General features: G+C 72.5%; 16 protein-coding genes and 1 pseudogene. 4 read left to right on the top strand and 13 right to left on the bottom strand.

Annotated elements, in window-relative coordinates:
• Positions 1–246 precede the first annotated feature (246 nt).
• The 8 genes and pseudogenes from ACIQNG_RS26830 to ACIQNG_RS26795 all read right to left on the bottom strand — a co-directional run bounded on the left by ACIQNG_RS26830 (position 247) and on the right by ACIQNG_RS26795 (position 9155).
• Entirely contained in the window at positions 247–1590 is a 1344-nt protein-coding gene (locus ACIQNG_RS26830; protein ID WP_401488496.1) for a diaminopimelate decarboxylase, read from the bottom strand.
• A gap of 178 nt (positions 1591–1768) precedes the next feature.
• A complete protein-coding gene (locus ACIQNG_RS26825; RefSeq protein WP_401488494.1) occupies positions 1769–3457 on the bottom strand; it encodes a PucR family transcriptional regulator in 1689 nt (562 codons plus the stop codon).
• A gap of 301 nt (positions 3458–3758) precedes the next feature.
• Entirely contained in the window at positions 3759–4946 is a 1188-nt protein-coding gene (locus tag ACIQNG_RS26820; protein ID WP_401488554.1) for a glycosyltransferase family 39 protein, read from the bottom strand.
• Between the two features lie 143 nt (positions 4947–5089).
• Positions 5090–5866: pseudogene (locus tag ACIQNG_RS26815) on the bottom strand (dolichyl-phosphate beta-glucosyltransferase); the annotation flags it as partial.
• Between the two features lie 292 nt (positions 5867–6158).
• Positions 6159–6758, bottom strand: coding sequence for a hypothetical protein (locus ACIQNG_RS26810; RefSeq protein WP_401488492.1), 600 nt, complete (start codon positions 6756–6758; stop codon positions 6159–6161).
• Between the two features lie 14 nt (positions 6759–6772).
• Entirely contained in the window at positions 6773–7279 is a 507-nt protein-coding gene (locus ACIQNG_RS26805) for a SigE family RNA polymerase sigma factor (RefSeq protein ID WP_401435639.1), read from the bottom strand.
• A 193-nt stretch (positions 7280–7472) separates the two neighbouring features.
• Positions 7473–8477 carry a HEAT repeat domain-containing protein gene (locus ACIQNG_RS26800; protein ID WP_401488490.1) on the bottom strand — a complete coding sequence of 335 codons (1005 nt, stop codon included), beginning with the start codon at positions 8475–8477 and terminating at the stop codon, positions 7473–7475.
• 3 nt (positions 8478–8480) lie between these two features.
• Complete coding sequence (locus ACIQNG_RS26795; RefSeq protein WP_401488488.1) at positions 8481–9155, bottom strand: HEAT repeat domain-containing protein; 675 nt, start codon at positions 9153–9155, stop codon at positions 8481–8483.
• 254 nt (positions 9156–9409) lie between these two features.
• Between ACIQNG_RS26795 and ACIQNG_RS26790 the strand changes: the two genes are divergently transcribed.
• The gene (locus ACIQNG_RS26790) at positions 9410–10768 is read left to right on the top strand and encodes a transaminase (protein ID WP_401488486.1); all 1359 of its coding nucleotides are present in this window, start codon (positions 9410–9412) and stop codon (positions 10766–10768) included.
• A gap of 82 nt (positions 10769–10850) precedes the next feature.
• A complete protein-coding gene (locus tag ACIQNG_RS26785; RefSeq protein ID WP_401488485.1) occupies positions 10851–11291 on the top strand; it encodes an Lrp/AsnC family transcriptional regulator in 441 nt (146 codons plus the stop codon).
• Between the two features lie 35 nt (positions 11292–11326).
• Here ACIQNG_RS26785 and ACIQNG_RS26780 read toward each other — a convergent pair whose 3' ends face one another.
• The 4 genes from ACIQNG_RS26780 to ACIQNG_RS26765 form a co-directional block, all read right to left on the bottom strand.
• Positions 11327–12436: a PP2C family protein-serine/threonine phosphatase gene (locus tag ACIQNG_RS26780; protein ID WP_401435652.1), complete on the bottom strand. Its 1110-nt coding sequence runs from the start codon at positions 12434–12436 to the stop codon at positions 11327–11329.
• 236 nt (positions 12437–12672) lie between these two features.
• Positions 12673–13404, bottom strand: coding sequence for a polysaccharide deacetylase family protein (locus ACIQNG_RS26775; protein WP_401488482.1), 732 nt, complete (start codon positions 13402–13404; stop codon positions 12673–12675).
• A 132-nt stretch (positions 13405–13536) separates the two neighbouring features.
• Positions 13537–14010 (bottom strand): hypothetical protein, encoded by a 474-nt coding sequence (locus ACIQNG_RS26770; protein ID WP_401435657.1) that lies wholly within the window; start codon positions 14008–14010, stop codon positions 13537–13539.
• 178 nt (positions 14011–14188) lie between these two features.
• Positions 14189–15466: an MFS transporter gene (locus ACIQNG_RS26765; RefSeq protein ID WP_401488480.1), complete on the bottom strand. Its 1278-nt coding sequence runs from the start codon at positions 15464–15466 to the stop codon at positions 14189–14191.
• 98 nt (positions 15467–15564) lie between these two features.
• Here ACIQNG_RS26765 and ACIQNG_RS26760 point away from each other — a divergent pair, with 98 nt between their 5' ends.
• Together ACIQNG_RS26760 and ACIQNG_RS26755 are read left to right on the top strand one after the other, a co-directional pair.
• A complete protein-coding gene (locus ACIQNG_RS26760) occupies positions 15565–16017 on the top strand; it encodes a winged helix-turn-helix transcriptional regulator (RefSeq protein ID WP_401435663.1) in 453 nt (150 codons plus the stop codon).
• A 340-nt stretch (positions 16018–16357) separates the two neighbouring features.
• Positions 16358–17107 (top strand): restriction endonuclease, encoded by a 750-nt coding sequence (locus ACIQNG_RS26755; RefSeq protein ID WP_401488478.1) that lies wholly within the window; start codon positions 16358–16360, stop codon positions 17105–17107.
• Positions 17108–17287: 180 nt separating this feature from the next.
• On the opposite strand, the gene ACIQNG_RS26750 is transcribed toward ACIQNG_RS26755, so the two are convergent.
• Entirely contained in the window at positions 17288–17722 is a 435-nt protein-coding gene (locus ACIQNG_RS26750) for an SgcJ/EcaC family oxidoreductase (RefSeq protein ID WP_401488477.1), read from the bottom strand.
• Between the last annotated feature and the right edge of the window lie 259 nt (positions 17723–17981).

The raw sequence follows: 17981 nt of genomic DNA, 5'->3' as shown, positions 1-17981 counted from the left end.
AGGCACCCGCCCCCTGACTTTCCCTCACAGAGACGGATCGTAGGGACCCGTGAACCCGCTGAAGCGCGACATTCATTCGTATGGGTTCAATAACGCGATACGCGTGGATGTACCCCTTGAGGGGGCGTACCGCGATATTCGGACGTCTCGGTGACGCGGAGGTGTCGTGACGGGTGTCAGTGACGGGGGCCGGTGACGGGTCGGCAGCGGCAGGGCGGGGGCGGGGGCGTCAGCGAGGGGGAGACGTCAGGCCGCGCGGGACCCGGGAGACGTCCCGAACGCCGACAGCAGGGCGTCGGCCTGGGCGGCCCCGCTCTCCGCCGCGACCTCGTCCACCGTCTGGGCCTCCCTGATCACCGCGAAGGACACCTCCCCGTCCCGCTCCAGGAATCCGTGGACGGCGGGCCTGGGCAGGCTGTTGTAGGCCCAGTGCGCCGAGAAGTAGTAGGCGCCGGTGTCGTGCAGGACGACCAGGTCGCCCTCGGCGAGTTCGGGAAGGGGCCGTTCGCTCGCCACCAGGTCCCCGGCGAAGCACAGCGGCCCGGCGATGTCCTGGGGCAGCACGGGCGCCGACTTGAGCGTTCCGTCCGGGCGGTGGGCGGTGATGCGCACGGGCCAGGCGTCCGGCATGAACACCGTCCGGACCGCCACCTGGGCCCCGGCGTGGGTGAGCGCGATCCGGCGGCCCCCCGCCTCCTTGACGTACTCGACGGCCGCCGCGGTGAAGCCGTTCTTGGCGAGCAGCGAGCGGCCGAACTCGGTGACCACCTGGTACCGGCCGTCCAGGAGGGCCGGTTCGGCCTCCGTCAGGGCGCTCACGTAGTCGGCGTAGGTCGGGGTCGTCGTGTCGTCGGTGAAGTTCACCGGCAGCCCGCCGCCCAGGTCGAGGCTGGTGATCTGGCGCCGCCCGGCCCGCTCGGCGATCTCCTCCGCGAGCCGGTGCACCGCCGCCAGCCCCTCGGCGATCAGCGACAGGGGGCACCCCTGGGAGCCGATGTGCGCGTGCAGCCGGGTCACCCAGGGGCGCTGTACGACCGCCTCGACCACCTGCTCGCGCACCCCGGGGTCGGCGAGGGCCACACCGAACTTGGAGTGGGCCGTCGCCGTGCTCATCGCGGCGATGGAGCCGCCGCCGATCTGCGGGTTGACGCGCAGTCCGACGACCGACCGGGACCCGGCCGGGCGGAGTCGGCCGACGCGGTCGAGTTCGGTGAGGTTGTCCGCGTTGACCGCGATCCCCCGTTCCAGTGCCTCGCGGATCTCGGTCCGGGTCTTGGCGGGCGAGTCCAGCACGATCCGCTCGGGCGCGAACCCGGCCGCCAGCGCCAGCCGGGTCTCCCCGGGGCTCGCCACCTCGCAGCCCATCCCGGCGTCCGCGAGCAGCCGCAGCACCGGGACCAGCGGACATGCCTTGGCCGCGAACGCATGGAGCACGTCGGGCACCCGGGCGAAGGCGTCGTGCAGTCCCGCGACGGTGTCACGGACTCCTCGCACATCGATGAAGCCGGCCACCGGCCGGTCCTCTCCCACCAGACCGTCCGTCACGGCTTGCCGGAGGGCGGCTTCCACGTTCTCGACGCGGAGCGGCATCGTGTACTCCTTCGTTCCCGGCACGCGGCGGCCTCGGCCCCGTGCGGATCGAGTGGGCGAGTACTCAACGTGCCGTGCGTACCCACCTGTCGTCTTCGGTGGCGGGGACAAGAACGACCGGGTTCTTCGTGCCGCCGCACAGCAGGGGTCGGCGCGGGCCGGCACGGGGCGCCAGGGATCAGCAGGGGGCGGCCCCGCGCTGTCCGGCGGCGACCCGCACGGCCAGGGCGATCAGCAGGGCCGTGTCGGGTTCGTCCAGGTCCACCCCGTACCGCTCCCGCACCCGGCGCAGCCGGTAGCGCAGGCTGTTCGGGTGCAGGGAGAGCCGACGCGCGGCCTCGGGGACGTCACCGGCGGAGTCGAAGTAGGCGGCCAGCGTCCGTACCAGTTCACCGCCCGCGGCACGGTCCGCGCGGATCATGTCGTGCACGGGGCTGTGCCCGGAGTCCCACACCGGCCGTACCGCGTCCAGCACGCGCAGCACCTCCACCGTCGCGCCCAGGGCGGTCGACTCCGCGCACCGATCCGGCCGCGGCGTCCCCGCCGCCGCCGCCCTGACCTCCCGGACACGCAGGGCCCGTACGGCGAGACAGGCCCGGTCGTACGACTCGTCCACCCGCTCGATCGGCACGGTGGGGCCGATGCCCACCCGGACGGTGACGGGGTCCGGCAGGGAGGCGACCGTCTCCCGGAGTCCGCGTACCGCCGCGTGCACGGCCCCGGCACCGGACGCCGTACGGCTCTCGCCCTTGAGGAGCATCGCCATCCGGTCGCCGTCCCGCAGGGTCACCGCGCCCGCCGGATGCGCGGACGCCTCCAACGCCAGCAGGTCGAAGGAGCGGTCGTCGTCCGGTCCGGACCGCTCCCGTTCGGCGACGGCCACCGCGTACGGGGCGTCCCCCGGCAGTCCCAGTGCCCAGGCGTGCGTACGTCGGTCGCCCAGCCCGTGGAGCAGCCCCCGCAGCGCCGCCTCCCGCTGCCGGGTCTCGCCGCTCTCCCTGAGCCGCTCGCGCACGAGCAGGGGAGCCGCCAGCGCGGCGGCGTGCCGCAGATGGCGGGCGGCGTCCGGGGCCATGGCGTCGGAGTCCGCGGCGGCCCAGATCGAGCCCAGCAGTTCACGCCCGTCGCGCACCGCGACGACGAGCCGCTCGGGATCCTGGTCGCTCGCGGGCCGGTGCAGAACCTCGGACGACGTCCAGAGCCGGCGCAGCAGCCCGCTGCGGCGTAGCTCCGCGACCCGCCACGCGGGCACCCGCCCCTGGAGGACGACGGACTGTCGCAGCGGGTCGGCCCCGGGCCGGGTGGGGGAGTGGGCCAGCACCCGCAGTCCGGTGTCCTCGATGGTGACGGCTCCCTGGACGGACGCGGCCACCCGCGCCGCGAGGGCGGTCAGCGACGAGGCCGTCCCGAGGTCCGGGAACGGGTCGCGGGCGGGCTCCCGGGCGGCGGCCCGGGCGTAGGTCAGGGCCGAGCGGAGCAGCGCGGCGATCTCGCCCCAGCCGGTGCCGTCGGCCCGGGCGAGCACCGCGACGCCCGTCTCCCGGGCGGCGTCGAGCAGTGCGGGCGGCACCTGGTCGTCGGGGTCTCCCGGCTCCCCGGGGACGTGGGAGAGCACCACCGCGCGGGCCCCGCGTCGGGCCGCCTCACGCACGGTCGCGGCGTCCGGGGCGGCTCCCACGGCCAGGAGCAGACTGCCGGAGCCCGCCGGCCCCGTGTCCAGGTCGTCGAGGCCGACGGTGACCGTGCGGACCCGGGCGCCGGGATCGGCGGGCGCGCACAGCGTCCTCAGCAGTCCGGTGTTCTCGAACGCGAGCAGGGACCGCAGGTCGGCGGCGCCGTCCTCGGCGGCCTCGTTCACCTCGTGCACGGCCACACCCTCCCGGCCCCGTACGGACCGACCTCGTACGGACCGACTTCCTACGGACCGATCTCCTACCGACCGACCTCATGCGGACCGATCTCCTACGGACCGACTTCCTACGGACCGACCTCATGCGGACCGATCTCCTACCGACCGACCTCGGACGGACCGATTCTCCTACGGACCGGCCTCGGACGGACCGGCCTCGGACGGGCGACCCTCGCCGTCCGAGTCTCGCCGAAGGCACGGCCGGCTCCGTGGGCCGGGGTGCGGTCCGGTTCACCTCAGCCGTTCAGGAGCGGCCGGATCACGGTATCCCCAGTTCGAACAGCGCGTAGCCCGCGTAGGAGCCGGACGCCAGGGCCGCGATGCCCAGCAGGGTGCACATCCGCGGCAGGCTCAACCGGCGCAGGGCGAACGCGAGCGGCAGGAACAGCGGGAAGCAGGGCAGCAGATAGCGGGAGATGTTGGCGACGATCTGCTGATTGGTGAGGACCATGACGAGCGTGATGACCGTGTACAGGACGAGCACCGCGGGCGGACGCATCCACAGCAGCGGCGGCAGCAGAGCGAAGGCGAGCAGGATCACGGCGACCGAGATGACATCGGCGAAGGGGTACGCGAAGAGGTAGTCGAACTTGCCCACCGGCACGGACGTCAGCACGTCCAGGGTCTGTCTGCCGAAGTCGAACTCGCGCGCCCAGGCACCGGACTGGAGCGCGAAGTAGCCGGTCAGTTGCCCCATGCGGTTGCCCACCCAGAGCAGATAGCCGAGTAGGCCGAGCGGGGCCAGTGCCGCGGCCAGCAGCGGACGCAGGACGCGCTCCTCGCGGCCACGCAGGGAGAGCAGGGCGGCGACGCCGAGCGCGGCGATCAGCGCGCCGGCCGTGGGCCGGTTGAGCCCGGCCGCGCAGGTGAGCAGACCGGCGGTCAGCCAGCGGTCGGCGAGGACGGCGTGGCACGCCCAGGCCGCCAGGGCCACGTACAGGGAGTCGGAGTACACCGCCCACTCCACGCCCGAGCCCGGCCACACCGCCCACAGCCCGGCCGCCGCCAGCCCGGCCCGCCGGCCGCCGAGCCGCTCCGCGATCGCGTGGATGCCGAGGGCGGCGGCGAAGGAGGCGACGATCGAGACGAGCAGCCCGGCCCCGTAGGAGCCGAGGCCGGTGACCTCGGAGGTCAGCCGTATCAGGGCGGGATACAGCGGGAAGAACGCCGCCGAGTTGCCCTCCAGGGTGATCAGACCGGTGGCGTCGGGGATCTCGACCAGCTTGGGGTCGTAGCCGTGCACCGCGATCTGCTGGTACCACCAGCCGTCCCAGGTGGCCAGCACGTCCCAGGGGCGCGCGCCTCCGCCGAACCGGGGGTGTTTCGCACGGTAGTCCCCGCTGGAGGACAGCAGGAACATGAAGGAGCAGAACCCGGCCAGCTTCAGGGTGCCGAAGACGGCGAGGACCGGTCCGTAGCGGCGGGCGGCGTCGCGGATCCGCACCATGCCGGGCGCGATGCGGGAGGCCGCCGTCTCCGTGGAGGTGCCCCCGCTGTCCGCCCCGTCCTCCCTTGTCGCCCTGGCCGTTCCGTCCGTGTCGTCCGCTCGGGGGTGGAGCGCGGTCACCGGGCCACCGGCCCCGGGCAGGGGCGGGTCAGGGTGCGGCGCATCCGGGCGATGCCGCGCAGGTCCGCGAGCGCGGTGGCGAGCAGGTCGACACTGCTGTCCGGGTCGTCGACCCAGTCCACCGGCACCTCATGGATCCGCAGCCCCGCCCGCTCGGCGAGCACCAGCAACTCCGTGTCGAAGAACCACTCCCCGTCGCGCACCAGCGGCAGCAGGCGCTTGGCGGTCTCCCGCCGGACCGCCTTGAATCCGCACTGCGCGTCGGAGAAGCCGACGGCGAGGGTGCAGCGCAGCAGGACGTTGTAGCAGCGGGAGATGACCTCCCGTTTGGCGCCGCGCACCACCCGTGCCCCCGGCGCGAGGCGGGTGCCGATGGCGAGATCGGAGTGGCCCGAGATGAGCGGGGCGACCAGCGGCAGCAGAGCGGTGAGCCCGGTGGACAGATCCACGTCCAGATACGCCAGCACGGGTGCCCGGGACTGCGACCAGGCGGCCCGCAGCGCCCGGCCGCGCCCCTTCTCGGGCAGCCGCAACGAGGTCACCTCGGTGAGTTCACCGGCGAGACGGGCGGCGATCACCGGGGTGCGATCGGTGCTCGCGTTGTCGGCGACGGTGATCCGGAACGGGTACGGGAAGCTCTCCCGCAGATGCGCGTGCAGCCGCCGGACGTTCGGCTCCAGGTCCTTCTCCTCGTTGAACACCGGCACGACCACATCCAGGACGGGCTCCCCCTCCTGGTCCGTCCGCGGGGAGGCGAGCCGGGGCGCCGGCACCCCGGCCGACGGCCGGCTCGATCGGATACGTGTCACTTTGATCCCGTTTGTCCTTGTTTCAAGGCATGCCAAGGGCATGCGGGGGCTGGGTGAGGCGGTGCGAGGTGAAAGCGGTGCGAGGTGAGGCGGTGCGAGGTGAGGCGGTGCGAGGTGAAAGCGGTACGAAGTGAAGGCGGTGCGAGGTGAAGGCGGTGCGAGGTGAGGACGGCGCGAGGTGATGGCGGTGCGAGCAGAAGACGGAGCGGCGTGGCGCGGGCGGTGCGCCCCGGGCCGACCGCCGGTGACGGGTCGTCCGCCCCCGCTCCGGACCCGACCGCCGCTACTGGGCCGGCTGTGTGCTGCCGCCGTCCTGGCCGGTCGCCGAGGCGGGTGGCGGCTCATGGGTGTCGGTGGCCGGGGGCCCGCCGGTCGTGCCGGGGGCGGAAGTGGTCGCGTCGCGGCTCGGCGTCGGCTGTTCCTCCGCAGTCGTGGACGGTCCGTCGGGTGTCCGGGACGGCGGCCGGGTGGACGTGGTCCCGGTCGGCCCGGGCTGACTCGTCCCTGTCCCGGTCGGTGCGCCCCGTGTCTCGGGCGGCAACTCGGACCGCGACGGTGTCGGCGTCGCACTCGGTGACGGGCCGGGGCTCGTCACCGGCCCCGGACGCGGTGTGGTCGGCGCGTCGTCGGTCTGGCCCTGCGGCCACAGGAACAGCCCCAGAGCCAGCCCGGCCGCCGCCAGGACGGACCCCGCCGACCGGCGGGCCGCCCGCACCCGGCGCCGGGTCCGGACACCCGCGCGCAGCGCGTCCCGGTGCCGTGCCTCGAAGGACACCGGCTGCCGGTCCTGGCGCATGAGCCGGGACAGCTGCCGCTCGAAGTGATCCCCGCCGTACGGCTGATCCGCGTCGTCCGGTCGTTCCTCGCGGTTCGTGTGATCCATGCGGTCCATCCCCCTCACCCCACCGGCTCGATGACGTCGGCCAGCAGCCGGCGCAGCCGGGCCACACCCCGCGAGGCATGGGACCGGGCCGTGCCCACTGGGCAACCCAGGGTCTCGGCGACCTGCCGGTCGGGCAGGTCCTGGTAGTAGCGCAGTACGACGGCGGCCCGCTGCTGCGGCGTCAGTTGCGCGAGCGCCGCCTCCAGCCGGGAGCGCTCGGCGACGGTCGCCGACAGATCACCGGCCGCCGCCGTCTCGGGCAACTCCTCGACCGGGCGCTCACCCCACCAGCGCCGACGGGCCGAACGAGCCGCGGCCCGCGCCAGCGACTTGCGCACATACGCCTCCGGCGCGCCGTCGGCGACCTTCGGCCACACGAACCACAGCTTGACCAAGGACTCCTGCAACAGATCCTCGGCGCGGTGCCGGTCGCCCCCGGTGAACAGACGGGCCAGATGGAACAACACCGACCAGCGGGCCGCCACGAAAGCGTCGTACTCATCGGCCCTGGCCTGCTCCATCCTCGCGGTCCCCGTTCTCTTCGGCTGCCTACACCAGGAGAAAGACCCTGGACCCCCGGCAACGCTGCACCCGTCAGGCGTGTTCTACGTCACACGAGCGCGCCGTGTCGACCGAGGCGCCCCACGGCCCCGTCGCGGATGTGACCAGCGACGGGGCCGTGGGGCGCGCACGGCGCCGACCAGGGGAGATTCCCTAGCGCGTGGCGCGCAGCTTGAGAATGTACATCGCCGTCAGCGCGACGCCCTGGTCCTCGTCCCGGGACAGATCCGCGAGGGCCCGTGACGCCGGCTCCCCGGGGATGTCCGCGAGGGCCTGGGTCAGCCGTCGGCGTGCCGACGATCCACCGGCGCCGTGGGCGAGGAGGTCGACCAGCCGGGCCGCGATCCGCTCCGCCAGCACCGGATCGTCCGCCAGCGCGCTGAGCGCGTCGGCCGCGTCGACGTCGTTCACCTCCTCGACGATCATGTCGATCAGCGTGGGGACCGCGTCGGCCGTTCCCCGCGCCCCGAGCGCCAGTGCCGCGTACCTGCGGACCACGACGTCCGGGTGGGTGAGGGCGCCTCGCAGCAGCGCGGTCGCCTCGTCGTGCGGCAGCTTGGCGAGGGACCGGACGGCACGTCTGCGCACCTCGGCCGAGGCGGAGTCGAGGCCCTCCGCCAGCAGCGCGGGACCCTCGTCGCCCGACTGTGCCAGAGCCCAGCGCAGGGCTCCGGCGACATTCTGGTCCGACTCGCCCAGCACGGCCTCGACCAGCGCTTCCACCGGCACCGGAACCCGCTCGACCGCGGACAGCGCCGCGCGCTGCCGGGCCCCCGGGCTCGGCGATCCCAACCCCCGCAGCAGCGCGACGACCTGGAGGACGTCCGCCCAGTCGGCGGGTTCCACGGCGCCGATCCGGCGGAGCCGGGTGAGCAGCTCCGTCTCCGCCGCGATCCGGTCGCGCGTCCGGCGGATCAGGTCGTCGACCAACTCGGCGGGCGCGAAACGGGGGTCGTCCAGCGCGCGCTTGATCTCCCGCAACGACAGCCCCAGGGAACGCAGGCTCTCGATGTGGAAGATCTGCCGGATGTCGTCACCGGAGTACTCCCGATAACCGGAGCCGGAACGCCCCGTCGGCCGCAACAGGCCCAGCGACTCGTAGTGCCTGAGCATGCGCGCGCTGACCCCGGACCATCGCGCGACCTCGCCGATCAGCACCGCCTACCGCTCCTTCTGCCCGGCCCCGCCGAGGGCCACGACGCGCTTCGCCTCCTCGATCGCGCTCGCGAATCCGCTGTCCGGGTCGCGCCACAGCCGCTCCGTGGCGATCGCGTGCGCACGTACGCGGGGGTCGGGATCCGTCTGCGCGGCGCCCACCATCGGCAGCATGACCTCCCCGAGCGCGACCAGCGCCCGGCTGAGGCTCAGCTGCGTCTCGCGTCCACCGCGCCCGAGCTGCGTCGCCAACCTTACGACCAGCTCGTGCTCCGCACCCTCGGGTACGAGCACCACCGCCGCCCGCCAGGCGGCGCGCGCCACCTCGTCGTCGACGTCGGACAGCAGCGCCGGTGTGATCGCGGGCCACGCCCGCCGGTCCGCGATCTTGGACAGGGTATGCAGCGCCTGACTCCGCGCCTGCGCCCGCCGCGAGCGGACCGCGTCGAGGAGCAACGGCACCGTCGCCGAGGCCGGGTGCCGGGTCAGCGCCCACGTCAGCATCTCCCGCACGGAGAAATCGGGTTCGACCCCGCATCGCTCGACGAGCCTGCCGACGCACCCGGGATCCGGGACCGTACCGACCGTCAGCGCCGCCCGCAGCCGGACCGAGGCACTGCCGTGCTCCAGCTCTCGAAGAGCGCGCACCGTGGCCGGATCTTCCTTCTTCCGCAGGGTCATGGGGACCACCACCTCCTCGGCCACAGTGAAGACCCTGTCACGGTGTGAAGGTCAAGCACGGCCGGGGGAGGAAGGCGGAGCCGTGTGCGGCGCCGGTACGGGATCGATGGCGTGGACGAGCCGCGCAGATCGAGTGCGAGGCGCCGCGCATGAATCGATCGCCGGAGCAGGCGATTCACGCGCAATCCCTTGATGCGTCGACATATTCAAACGTACGCTGCCCGCATTCCGTCGTCTCCCCGCCCGAGGTGCCCATGGACCGCTCCCGTCTGCCTCACCTCCTCGCCCGGGAGAGCGCCGAGGCCGAGCGCCGCAACCCCCGCTCCAGGGCCGCCTACGCGCGGGCCGACCACCTCTTCGGCCGGGTCCCGATGACCTGGATGAACAAGACCGCCGGATCCTTCCCCCGCTATCTGGCCACGGCCCGGGGCGCCCGGGTCACCGACATCGACGGACACGAGTACGTCGACTTCTGCCTCGGCGACACCGGCGCCATGGCCGGCCACTCGCCCGCTCCCGTGGCCGAGGCGGTACGGCGCCGGTTCACCGAGCAGGGCGGGGCCACGGCGATGCTGCCGACGGAGGACGCCGAGTGGGTCGGCGCCGAACTCACCCGCCGCTTCGGGCCGGCCCGCTGGAGCTTCTCGCTGACCGCCACCGACGCCAACCGGTGGGCGATCAGGCTGGCGCGGGCCGTGACCGGCCGTTCCAAGATCCTGGTGAACAGCTACAGCTACCACGGCAGTGTCGACGAGTCCCTCATCGTCGTCGGCCCGGACGGCCGCGGCACCGCACGGCCGGGCAACGTCGGCGCCCCCTGCGATGTGACGCTGACCAGCCGCGTCGCCGAGTTCAACGACCTCGCCCAGTTGGAGCGCAAACTCGCCCACGGTGATGTCGCCGCGGTCCTGATGGAGCCCGCGCTCACCAACATCGGCATCGTGCTGCCCGAACCCGGCTACCTGTCCGGCGTGCGTGCCCTCACCCGGCGGTACGGCACCCTGCTCATCAACGACGAGACACACACCTTCTCGGCGGGTCCGGGCGGCTGCACCGCGGCCTGGGAACTGGAACCCGACCTGCTCACCATCGGCAAGGCCATCGGCGGCGGCATCCCCGCGGGCGCCTACGGCCTCTCCGCCGACCTCGCCGACCGGCTGCTCGCCCGGGCCGACCTGGACCTGGTCGACATGGGAGGCGTCGGCGGCACCCTGGCGGGCAACGCGCTGTCGGTCGCCGCGACACGGGCCACGCTGGAACACGTGCTCACCGACGACGCGTTCGCCCGGATGACGCAGCTGTCCGAGCGCTTCGAGGCGGGCGTACGCGCCGGTGTCGAGGCCCACGCCCTGCCCTGGTCGGTCAGCCGCCTCGGCGCCCGCACCGAGTACCGGTTCGCGGACCCCGCGCCTCGCACGGGAACCGAGTCCGAGGCCGCCGGGGACGGGGAACTGGAGGACTTCCTCCACCTCTACCTCGCCAACCGCGGCATCCTGCTGACCCCGTTCCACAACATGGCCCTCATGTGCCCCGACACGACCGAGCAGGACGTGGACACCCACACGGAGATCTTCACCGCGGCCCTGGCCGAACTGACGGAGAGCCCGAAGTGAGGCGAGGGCCCGGACCGGCCGAAGGTCCGAGCTGACGGAAAGTCTGAGCTGACGGAAAGTCCGAGCCGACGGAGGGTACGACGTGGACGAGATCGACCGGGCCATCCTGCGCGAACTCCAGAGCGACGGCCGCGTCGCGTACGCCGACCTCGGCCCGAAGGTCGGTCTGTCCGCGTCCGCCGCCCGCCAGCGGCTCCAGCGGCTCCTGGACTCCCGGGTCGTGCAGGTCGTCGGCGTCACCGACCCGATGGCCATGGGCGGTCAGGCCATGGCCATGCTGGGCATCACGGTCGACGGCGACCCGCGCGCCGTCGCCGACACGTTGGCCGGGCATCCCGAGGTGATCTACTCCGTGTTCACCTCCGGGGGCTTCGACCTGTTCGCCGAGGTGGTCACCCCCGGCCCGAAGGACCTCCTCGACTTCGTCAACGACGTGGTCCGGCCGATCGAAGGCGTACAGGACGTCCGGTCGTTCCCGTACTTCGGCATCCACACCCACCGCTTCCTGTGGGACGTGGGCTGACCCGAGACGGGCGGAGCGGGGAGGCGGGCGGGACGTCAGCCGGGGCCGGCGGGCAGCGGGGTCAGGACGAGCATCGTGGCGTCGTCCCGAATCTCACCGCAGTACTCCAGCAGGTCCTCCCACACCCGGGAGGTCAGCCCGGCCGGATCCCCGCCGGCGAGCGCCCGCAGCCGCGTCGGCAGCGGGTAGTAGGCACCCGAACCGTCCCTGGCCTCCCACACCCCGTCCGAGGCCAGGAACAGCCGGTCGCCCGGCTCCAGCCCCAGGGTGATCTCCTTGGGCGGATCGACCCCGAAGGAACCGATGCCCAGGGGGGTGCCCGCGGGGACCCCGATCTCGCGGGCCTGTCCCTCGCGCAGCAGCACGGGCGGCGGATGGCCGCGCGCCATGATCCGCACCGAGCGGACATCGGCGGAGAACTCCATCAGTACGGCGGTGGCGAACATCTCGGAGGTGCGTACGTCCGAGGCGTCCACCGTCAGTCTTCGGTCCATACGGGCCGCCACCCGCTCCAGATCCGGTTGATCGAGCACCGCCTCCCGGAAGGCCCCGAGGAGTGACACCACGGTGGGGACGGTCGCCAGCCCGTGGCCCTGCACGTCGGCCATCACCGCCCGGGTCCCGTACGGGCCCTCGCGCACGTCGAAGAAGTCGCCGCCGACCAGCGTGCCGCGCTGGGCGGCCCGGTACAGCCCCGAGCAGCCGACGCGTGCGACGTGGTCGGGCAGCGGCGGTGCGACGGCCCGCTGCACCGCCTCCGCGACCGTCCGCTCGGTGACCAGCTGGGCGTCCCGGTGACTGCGCACGTACGACACGAACACACTCAGTAGTACGACGAAGACGAGGGCGAGCAGATCGGTGTTGCCGGGATGGTTCAGATGGGTCCTCGGCACGTTCAGCACGGTCACCACGAGTCCGCCCATGACCGCCGTCGCCAGCGGACCGTAGGTCAGGACGGTGAGTGGCGGTATGGCCCCCAGCACGAAGCCGATGTCGAGCGCGTTACGGCTGATCAGCGTCGCCGCCGCCACCCCCACGAACAGGGCGACGGGCAACACCCGCACCCAGCGCGGCGGCTCCGCTCCCCGCAGCCAGTCACGCTCGTCCCGGTGCCGACGCCAGGGCCGGCTCCGCACCGAACTCACATACCCAAGCTACGCCCGCCCCCACCGACCACGACCCACGGACCGAGCCGCTCCGGCCCCGACCCGACCGGGTACCGGGCCGGGTACCGGGCCGGGTACCGGGCCGGTCACCGAGAGTGCCGGACCCGCCGGACCACCCCGGAGCACCGCTGGGAGCGGAGGGCCCCCTCCGGCGGCGTCACCGTGTGACTGCTGTCGCGATGCCAACGCGGCGGAGCGAGGCCAGGCCGGGTCCCTCATCGCCGGTAGGCGTTCCGATTGTGGTGGGTCACCTTGCCCGCCGGGAGTGTGGTCGGCGCGAAGAGCTGATCGACGGTCACGAAGTGGAAACCGCGGTCCTTGAGCGCCGTGATGATGCCGGGCACCGCGTCGACCGTCGTCTTGTGTATGTCGTGCAGCAGGACGATGTCACCCGGCTTGGTCTGCGCCTTGACGGTCCGGATGATCCTGGCGGCGTCCCGGTATCTCCAGTCCAGGGTGTCGACACTCCAGTGGACCAGCGGCCGACCCGCGGCCTGGCGGACGGTCGCGTTGTGGGCGCCGTACGGGGCGCGCAGGGTGCTGGGCTTCTTGCCGGTGGCCTGCTTGACCACCGTGTCCGTACGGGAGAGCTGCGACTTGATCTTCGCCGCGCTGAGCCTGGTCAGGTCCGGGTGGTCCCAGCTGTGATTGCCTATCTGATGGCCGGCGCCCGCCGCGGTGCGCACGATCGACGGGTTCGCCTGGACGTTCTTGCCGACGACGTAGTAAGTCGCCTTGACGTCGCGGTCCTTGAGGATGCGCAGCAGTCGCTGGGTGTCGGAGACGGGCCCGTCGTCGAAGGTGAGCGCGACGCACTTCACCCTGCGGCAGTCGATCGCCCCGGGCGCGGCGGCGGGCGTGGCGGCGGAGGCGGGCACGGCGGTGCCGGCCAGCAGGGTGCCGTACAGGGCGGCGATGACGGCTGAGGCGACGAGGCGACGGTCCATCAGTTCCTCCAAGGGAAACGGAGCTTCCCTTGTGAGACCCGCTCCACGTGCCCTTGGATGTATGGATGTGCGCGGGAATCCGGACCGGAGCGGAGACAGGGGCGTACGACGGCCCGCCGTACGCCCCCGGACTCAGATCCCCTGTGAGGCCATCTCGATGATCGAGCGGTAGTAGGCCGCCGTCGAGACCACGCACGCCTTGTACTGCCGGTCCCCGCGTACGGCCAGGAAATAATCCCGGATGTTCTTCCAGTACGAGACCAGATAGCCGAGTCCGGGGCGGAAGCCCGGGGGCTTGGGCACCAGCGCGTAGGCCGCGGAACACTGGATGATGCGGTCGGTGGCCTCGGAGAGCACATCGGCGACCGCCGCGTTCATGTTCCAGCCCGCGGCCAGCTCCGGGGTCCAGATGGAGGCCGCGATCTCCCGCAGCTTCTCCTGCTCCTCCGCCGTGGGTTCGCTCTGCAACTCGACCTGCGCGGCCGGGGCGTGGCCACCGGACGGCGCGGCCTGCGCCTGGCCGACCGAGCCGACGGCGAGCAGCGCGCCCGACACCGCCAGCGCGACCGATGAGACGAGCGCGTGTCTGCGCATACGGGAACTCATGAGGACCCCTCCCTGTCGCCCGCCGTGTCGGCGGAACTCCGTACAGTCAGCTGTGCGCTGCACGCTGACACGTGCCCCATCCGCCGTCAACGGCGCCTTGTCGGCCGGTGGCGTGGAGGTGCCGGTGGGGCCGGACGCCTCCGGTGCGATGAGGCGGTCCGCCTGGGGCGAGGGCGTCTCAGTGGGACGCGCCCCCTGGGGACCTGCCCAGACGTGCGGCGGCGGGGTCCGGGACGCTGTGCCGCGTCCGTGCCCAGAGCGCGAACGCGAGGCAGCTGATCGCGGCGCCCAGTACGCATACGGCGCCCCAGCCGGCCGCGGTGTGCAGGGAGGTCGCGGCGATGGCGCCGGTGGCGCTGCCGACCGAGTAGAAGACCATGTATCCGCCGATCAGCCGGCTGCCCGCGTCGGGGTGCAGGGCGTATATCAGGGTCTGGTTGGTGACATGGACCGCCTGTACGGCGAGGTCGAGGAGGATCACGCCGACGACCAGGGCCCACAGGGAGGTGCGAGTGAGGGCCAGGGGGATCCAGGAGGCGGCGAGCAGCGCCAGCGCGATGCCGGTGGTGCGCTGGGAGAGCCCGCGGTCGTTGAGGCGGCCCGCCGTGGTCGCGGCCAGGGCGCCCACGACGCCGACCAGCCCCAGCGCCCCGATCGCCGTGTGGGAGAGGGAGTACGGCGGCTCGCTGAGCGGCAGCGCGATGCTGCTCCACAGGGTGCTGAAGGCCGCGAAGATCAGCAGGCCGAGCAGGGCCCGGAGCCGTACGAGCCGCTCCCGGGCGAAGAGGGTGATCGTGGAGCGCAGGAGCTGCCCGTACCGCAGGGAGGCAGGCGCGGCCTCGGCGCGGCGCGGCAGCACGCGGTGCAGGACCAGGGCGAACAGCGCGGTGAGCGACGCCGAGAGGAGATAGACGGAACGCCAGCCCGCGAGATCGGCCATGAGGCCGGACACGGTCCGGGCGAGCAGGATCCCGACGACCACGCCGCTGGTCACCAGGCCGACGACGTGTCCGCGCCGGGCGGGAGCGGCCAGGGACGCGGCGAAGGCCACCAGCGTCTGTGTGACCACCGCGAGAAGCCCCATCCCGGCCATGCTCACGAGCAGGACCAGCGCGGTGTGGGCGGTGGCGACCGCCAGCAACGCCCCCACCAGCAGGAGCAGTTGGGCCACGATCAGCCGTTTGGGGTCGGCCACGTCGCCGAGCGGTACGAGGAAGAAGAGCCCCAGCCCGTATCCGACGTGCGTGAGTGTGACGACGCTGCCGACCAGTGCCGGGCTCATGCCGAGGTCGTGGCCCACGGTCACCAGGAGCGGCTGGGCGAAGTAGACATTGGCCACCGCGGTTCCGCAGGCCACGGCCAGCAGCAGGACAAGACCGCGGGACAGGACGAACCCGGAACCCCCTCCGCTCCGGGCCGCGGCCGGTGATGTCACGGCCTCATGGTCGCCGAGCATGCAGTGCCCCCTCCACCAAAATGGTTTCAACTTGCCACCAGTCGGGACCGTAGCTTTTTTGGTAGCATCTTGCAACCAGCTTGAGAGTGGGGAACGACATGGTGACAAGGACACGCCTGGACGACAGCGACTGCCCCGTCGCGCGATCGGTGGACGCGATCGGCGACTGGTGGTCCCTTCTGATCGTGCGGGACGCCTTCGACGGGAGCCGCCGCTTCGGAGAGTTCCAACGCAGCCTCGGCGTCGCGAAGAACATCCTCACGGCACGCCTGCGCGCCCTGGTCGCCGGCGGTGTCCTCGCATCCGTCCCCGCCTCGGACGGCAGTGCCTACCGCGAGTACGTACTGACCCCGAAAGGCAGGGCCCTCTTCCCCGTCATCGTGGCGCTGCGCCAGTGGGGCGAACAGAACTTCTTCGCCCCCGGCGAACCACACTCACAACTGCTCGACAACCGACAGGGACTGCCCCTGCGCGCACTGGAAGTCCGCTCGGCGGACGGCCGACTGCTGCACCCCGACGACACCACCGTCCACCAGGTCCCCACCCACTGACCGGCGCCGCGTGCCCGAGCGGATCCACACAGCTCCCGAACTCGGCGACAGCGCGTCCGGCGCCGCAGCCGACGTCCACGACAGCCGCTCACTCCCTCGCCCCGCGGTGAGGGCCGCGCAGATTCGGCCCGGGACCCGACGGCTTTGTGCCATTGATCGGCAACCTGCCCTCAAGCGCCCTCGATCCACCGCTACACAGGAACCCCGGGGGCCGGTCCACTCCTGTCCCCGTGGGCCGGCGGTCGGTGGGGGAGGGCTGAAGGTTGCTGACCATCAATGTGGCGGTACTGCTCACGGTGAGCGTCGTTCTCCGACTGCGGCGGCGTACGCAGGCCGGCCGATGAGCCCCCGCAGGCGCGGGGGCCGGGCACCGGCGACGAGGCGCCCGCCCGCACGGAGGCGAAACCGCAGGCCGGTGAGGGCGGGCAGGCCGGTCGGGCGGCGGCAGCGCGCGGACGACCGGCTGACCGGCCTCCTGGTGGCCGCTGTCTTCGCCGTCACGTTGGCGGTGGCCGTCGTCGACTGGCTGCTGGCCCACTGGTGGATCCTGATCGTCACCGGCGTGCTCGCGGCGCTGGCCGGCTGCGCCTGGCTGTTCCACAAGAAGCGGCAGGCCCAGTGGGAAGCGGTCCGCACGCAGGGCCTGCGCTACGACCTCTCCCGACTGGACGCCCTCCACCACTCCCGGTTCGAGGAAGCGGTCCGCGATCTGATGCGCCGGGACGGCTGCCCGGACGCGGTCCGTGTCGGAGGCGGCGGCGATCTGGGCGCCGACGTGAAAGCCACCGACCCCTACGGGCGGCACTGGGTGATCCAGTGCAAACACCGGCGCAACGGCCTCGCCGGCTCCGCCGTGGGCACGCCGGACCTCCAGATCCTCAACGGCACCGCCCGCCAGGTCCACGGCGCCGACGTCGCGGTCATCGTGACCAACGGACGGGTCACCGCACCCGCCCTCACCTTCGCCGAACAGCAGCGCCTCCACGTCGTCGACCGCCACACCCTCGCCCTGTGGGCCGCCGGTGCGCGCCCTCTGTGGGAGCTGCTCCGCGCCGTCCCGCCACCCCGCAGGCCGACGACTCTCTCCTGACCGCACGTTCGGGCTCGGCCGGGCAGAACGGATGCCTTGCGCCGGCTCGCTCAGGACCACCGTGCGCTCGTCGGAGTGCCGGAGTGCCGGAGTGCCGGAGTGCCGGAGCACCGGTGTCCGGGGGCGAGGCCGGTGAGCTGACCGGGGAGACGGTGGACAGCGCGGGCCCGCGGCGGGGTGTCACGCAGCCGCGGGAGGGTCGACGGCCATGTTCTGCCCGGCCGCGATGGACCAGCCGTCCGCCTGCTCGGCGATCACGTAGAGGGTCGCTCCCCGCGGACCCTGGACGGGGTTGCCCGCGCTGTCGGTGGGTGTCTGTGCCACGTTCACCGCGATCACGCCGGGCGCGATCTCCAACATCTTGAGTACGTCGTACCGGGCGAACGCATCGCGAAGGAAGCCCTTCATCGCCGGAGCGCTGAACTCGACGATCGCCTCCCTGCCGTCAAGACGCGTGCCCTTCGCGTTGGTCCAAGAGGCAAGCCCGGCGAACTGCTCACCCAGCGCGACCGGGTCCTTCGCGTTGAAGGCGTTCTCCAGCCCCTTCACCACGCCGGCCACCGCGGCCTGCGTCTCCGGCGAGATCGCCCCTACCACCAGAATGTCGCTCGTCATGGGTGGTGCCCTTCATCCGTTACGGACTGCTGATGCGGTGGCGGCGACCGCCACCACGACCTACCCAACAACCTCAACAATGGTTGAGGTCAAGTCTGTTCGCGGTGCGGGACACCCGACCGAACTTGACGACGGGCAGCGCTTGCTGTCCGGAGCGCGGCGTCACGGTCCTCGCTGTGTGACAGATGGGGAACGGCTGTGCCACATGAACGTCAATCGGGTGTGGGGGCAGGCCCGTTGCTCTCTAGCATCGGTGCCG

This window comes from Streptomyces sp. NPDC091377 (genome assembly GCF_044757045.1).
GTDB lineage: Bacteria > Actinomycetota > Actinomycetes > Streptomycetales > Streptomycetaceae > Streptomyces.
Note: the sequence above shows the minus strand (reverse complement) of the source record. Positions and strands in the feature narration are given on the sequence as shown.

What these genes read in the sequence shown, in the direction of transcription:
- ACIQNG_RS26755 (WP_401488478.1), top strand. Translation starts at nt 16,358, where the DNA reads ATGAGCCCCCGCAGGCGCGGGGGCCGGGCACCGGCGACGAGGCGCCCG.
- ACIQNG_RS26830 (WP_401488496.1), bottom strand. Translation starts at nt 1,590, where the DNA reads ATGCCGCTCCGCGTCGAGAACGTGGAAGCCGCCCTCCGGCAAGCCGTG.
- ACIQNG_RS26760 (WP_401435663.1), top strand. Translation starts at nt 15,565, where the DNA reads ATGGTGACAAGGACACGCCTGGACGACAGCGACTGCCCCGTCGCGCGA.
- ACIQNG_RS26770 (WP_401435657.1), bottom strand. Translation starts at nt 14,010, where the DNA reads ATGAGTTCCCGTATGCGCAGACACGCGCTCGTCTCATCGGTCGCGCTG.
- ACIQNG_RS26775 (WP_401488482.1), bottom strand. Translation starts at nt 13,404, where the DNA reads ATGGACCGTCGCCTCGTCGCCTCAGCCGTCATCGCCGCCCTGTACGGC.
- ACIQNG_RS26820 (WP_401488554.1), bottom strand. Translation starts at nt 4,946, where the DNA reads ATGGTGCGGATCCGCGACGCCGCCCGCCGCTACGGACCGGTCCTCGCC.
- ACIQNG_RS26795 (WP_401488488.1), bottom strand. Translation starts at nt 9,155, where the DNA reads ATGACCCTGCGGAAGAAGGAAGATCCGGCCACGGTGCGCGCTCTTCGA.
- ACIQNG_RS26790 (WP_401488486.1), top strand. Translation starts at nt 9,410, where the DNA reads ATGGACCGCTCCCGTCTGCCTCACCTCCTCGCCCGGGAGAGCGCCGAG.
- ACIQNG_RS26810 (WP_401488492.1), bottom strand. Translation starts at nt 6,758, where the DNA reads ATGGATCACACGAACCGCGAGGAACGACCGGACGACGCGGATCAGCCG.
- ACIQNG_RS26805 (WP_401435639.1), bottom strand. Translation starts at nt 7,279, where the DNA reads ATGGAGCAGGCCAGGGCCGATGAGTACGACGCTTTCGTGGCGGCCCGC.
- ACIQNG_RS26765 (WP_401488480.1), bottom strand. Translation starts at nt 15,466, where the DNA reads ATGCTCGGCGACCATGAGGCCGTGACATCACCGGCCGCGGCCCGGAGC.
- ACIQNG_RS26750 (WP_401488477.1), bottom strand. Translation starts at nt 17,722, where the DNA reads ATGACGAGCGACATTCTGGTGGTAGGGGCGATCTCGCCGGAGACGCAG.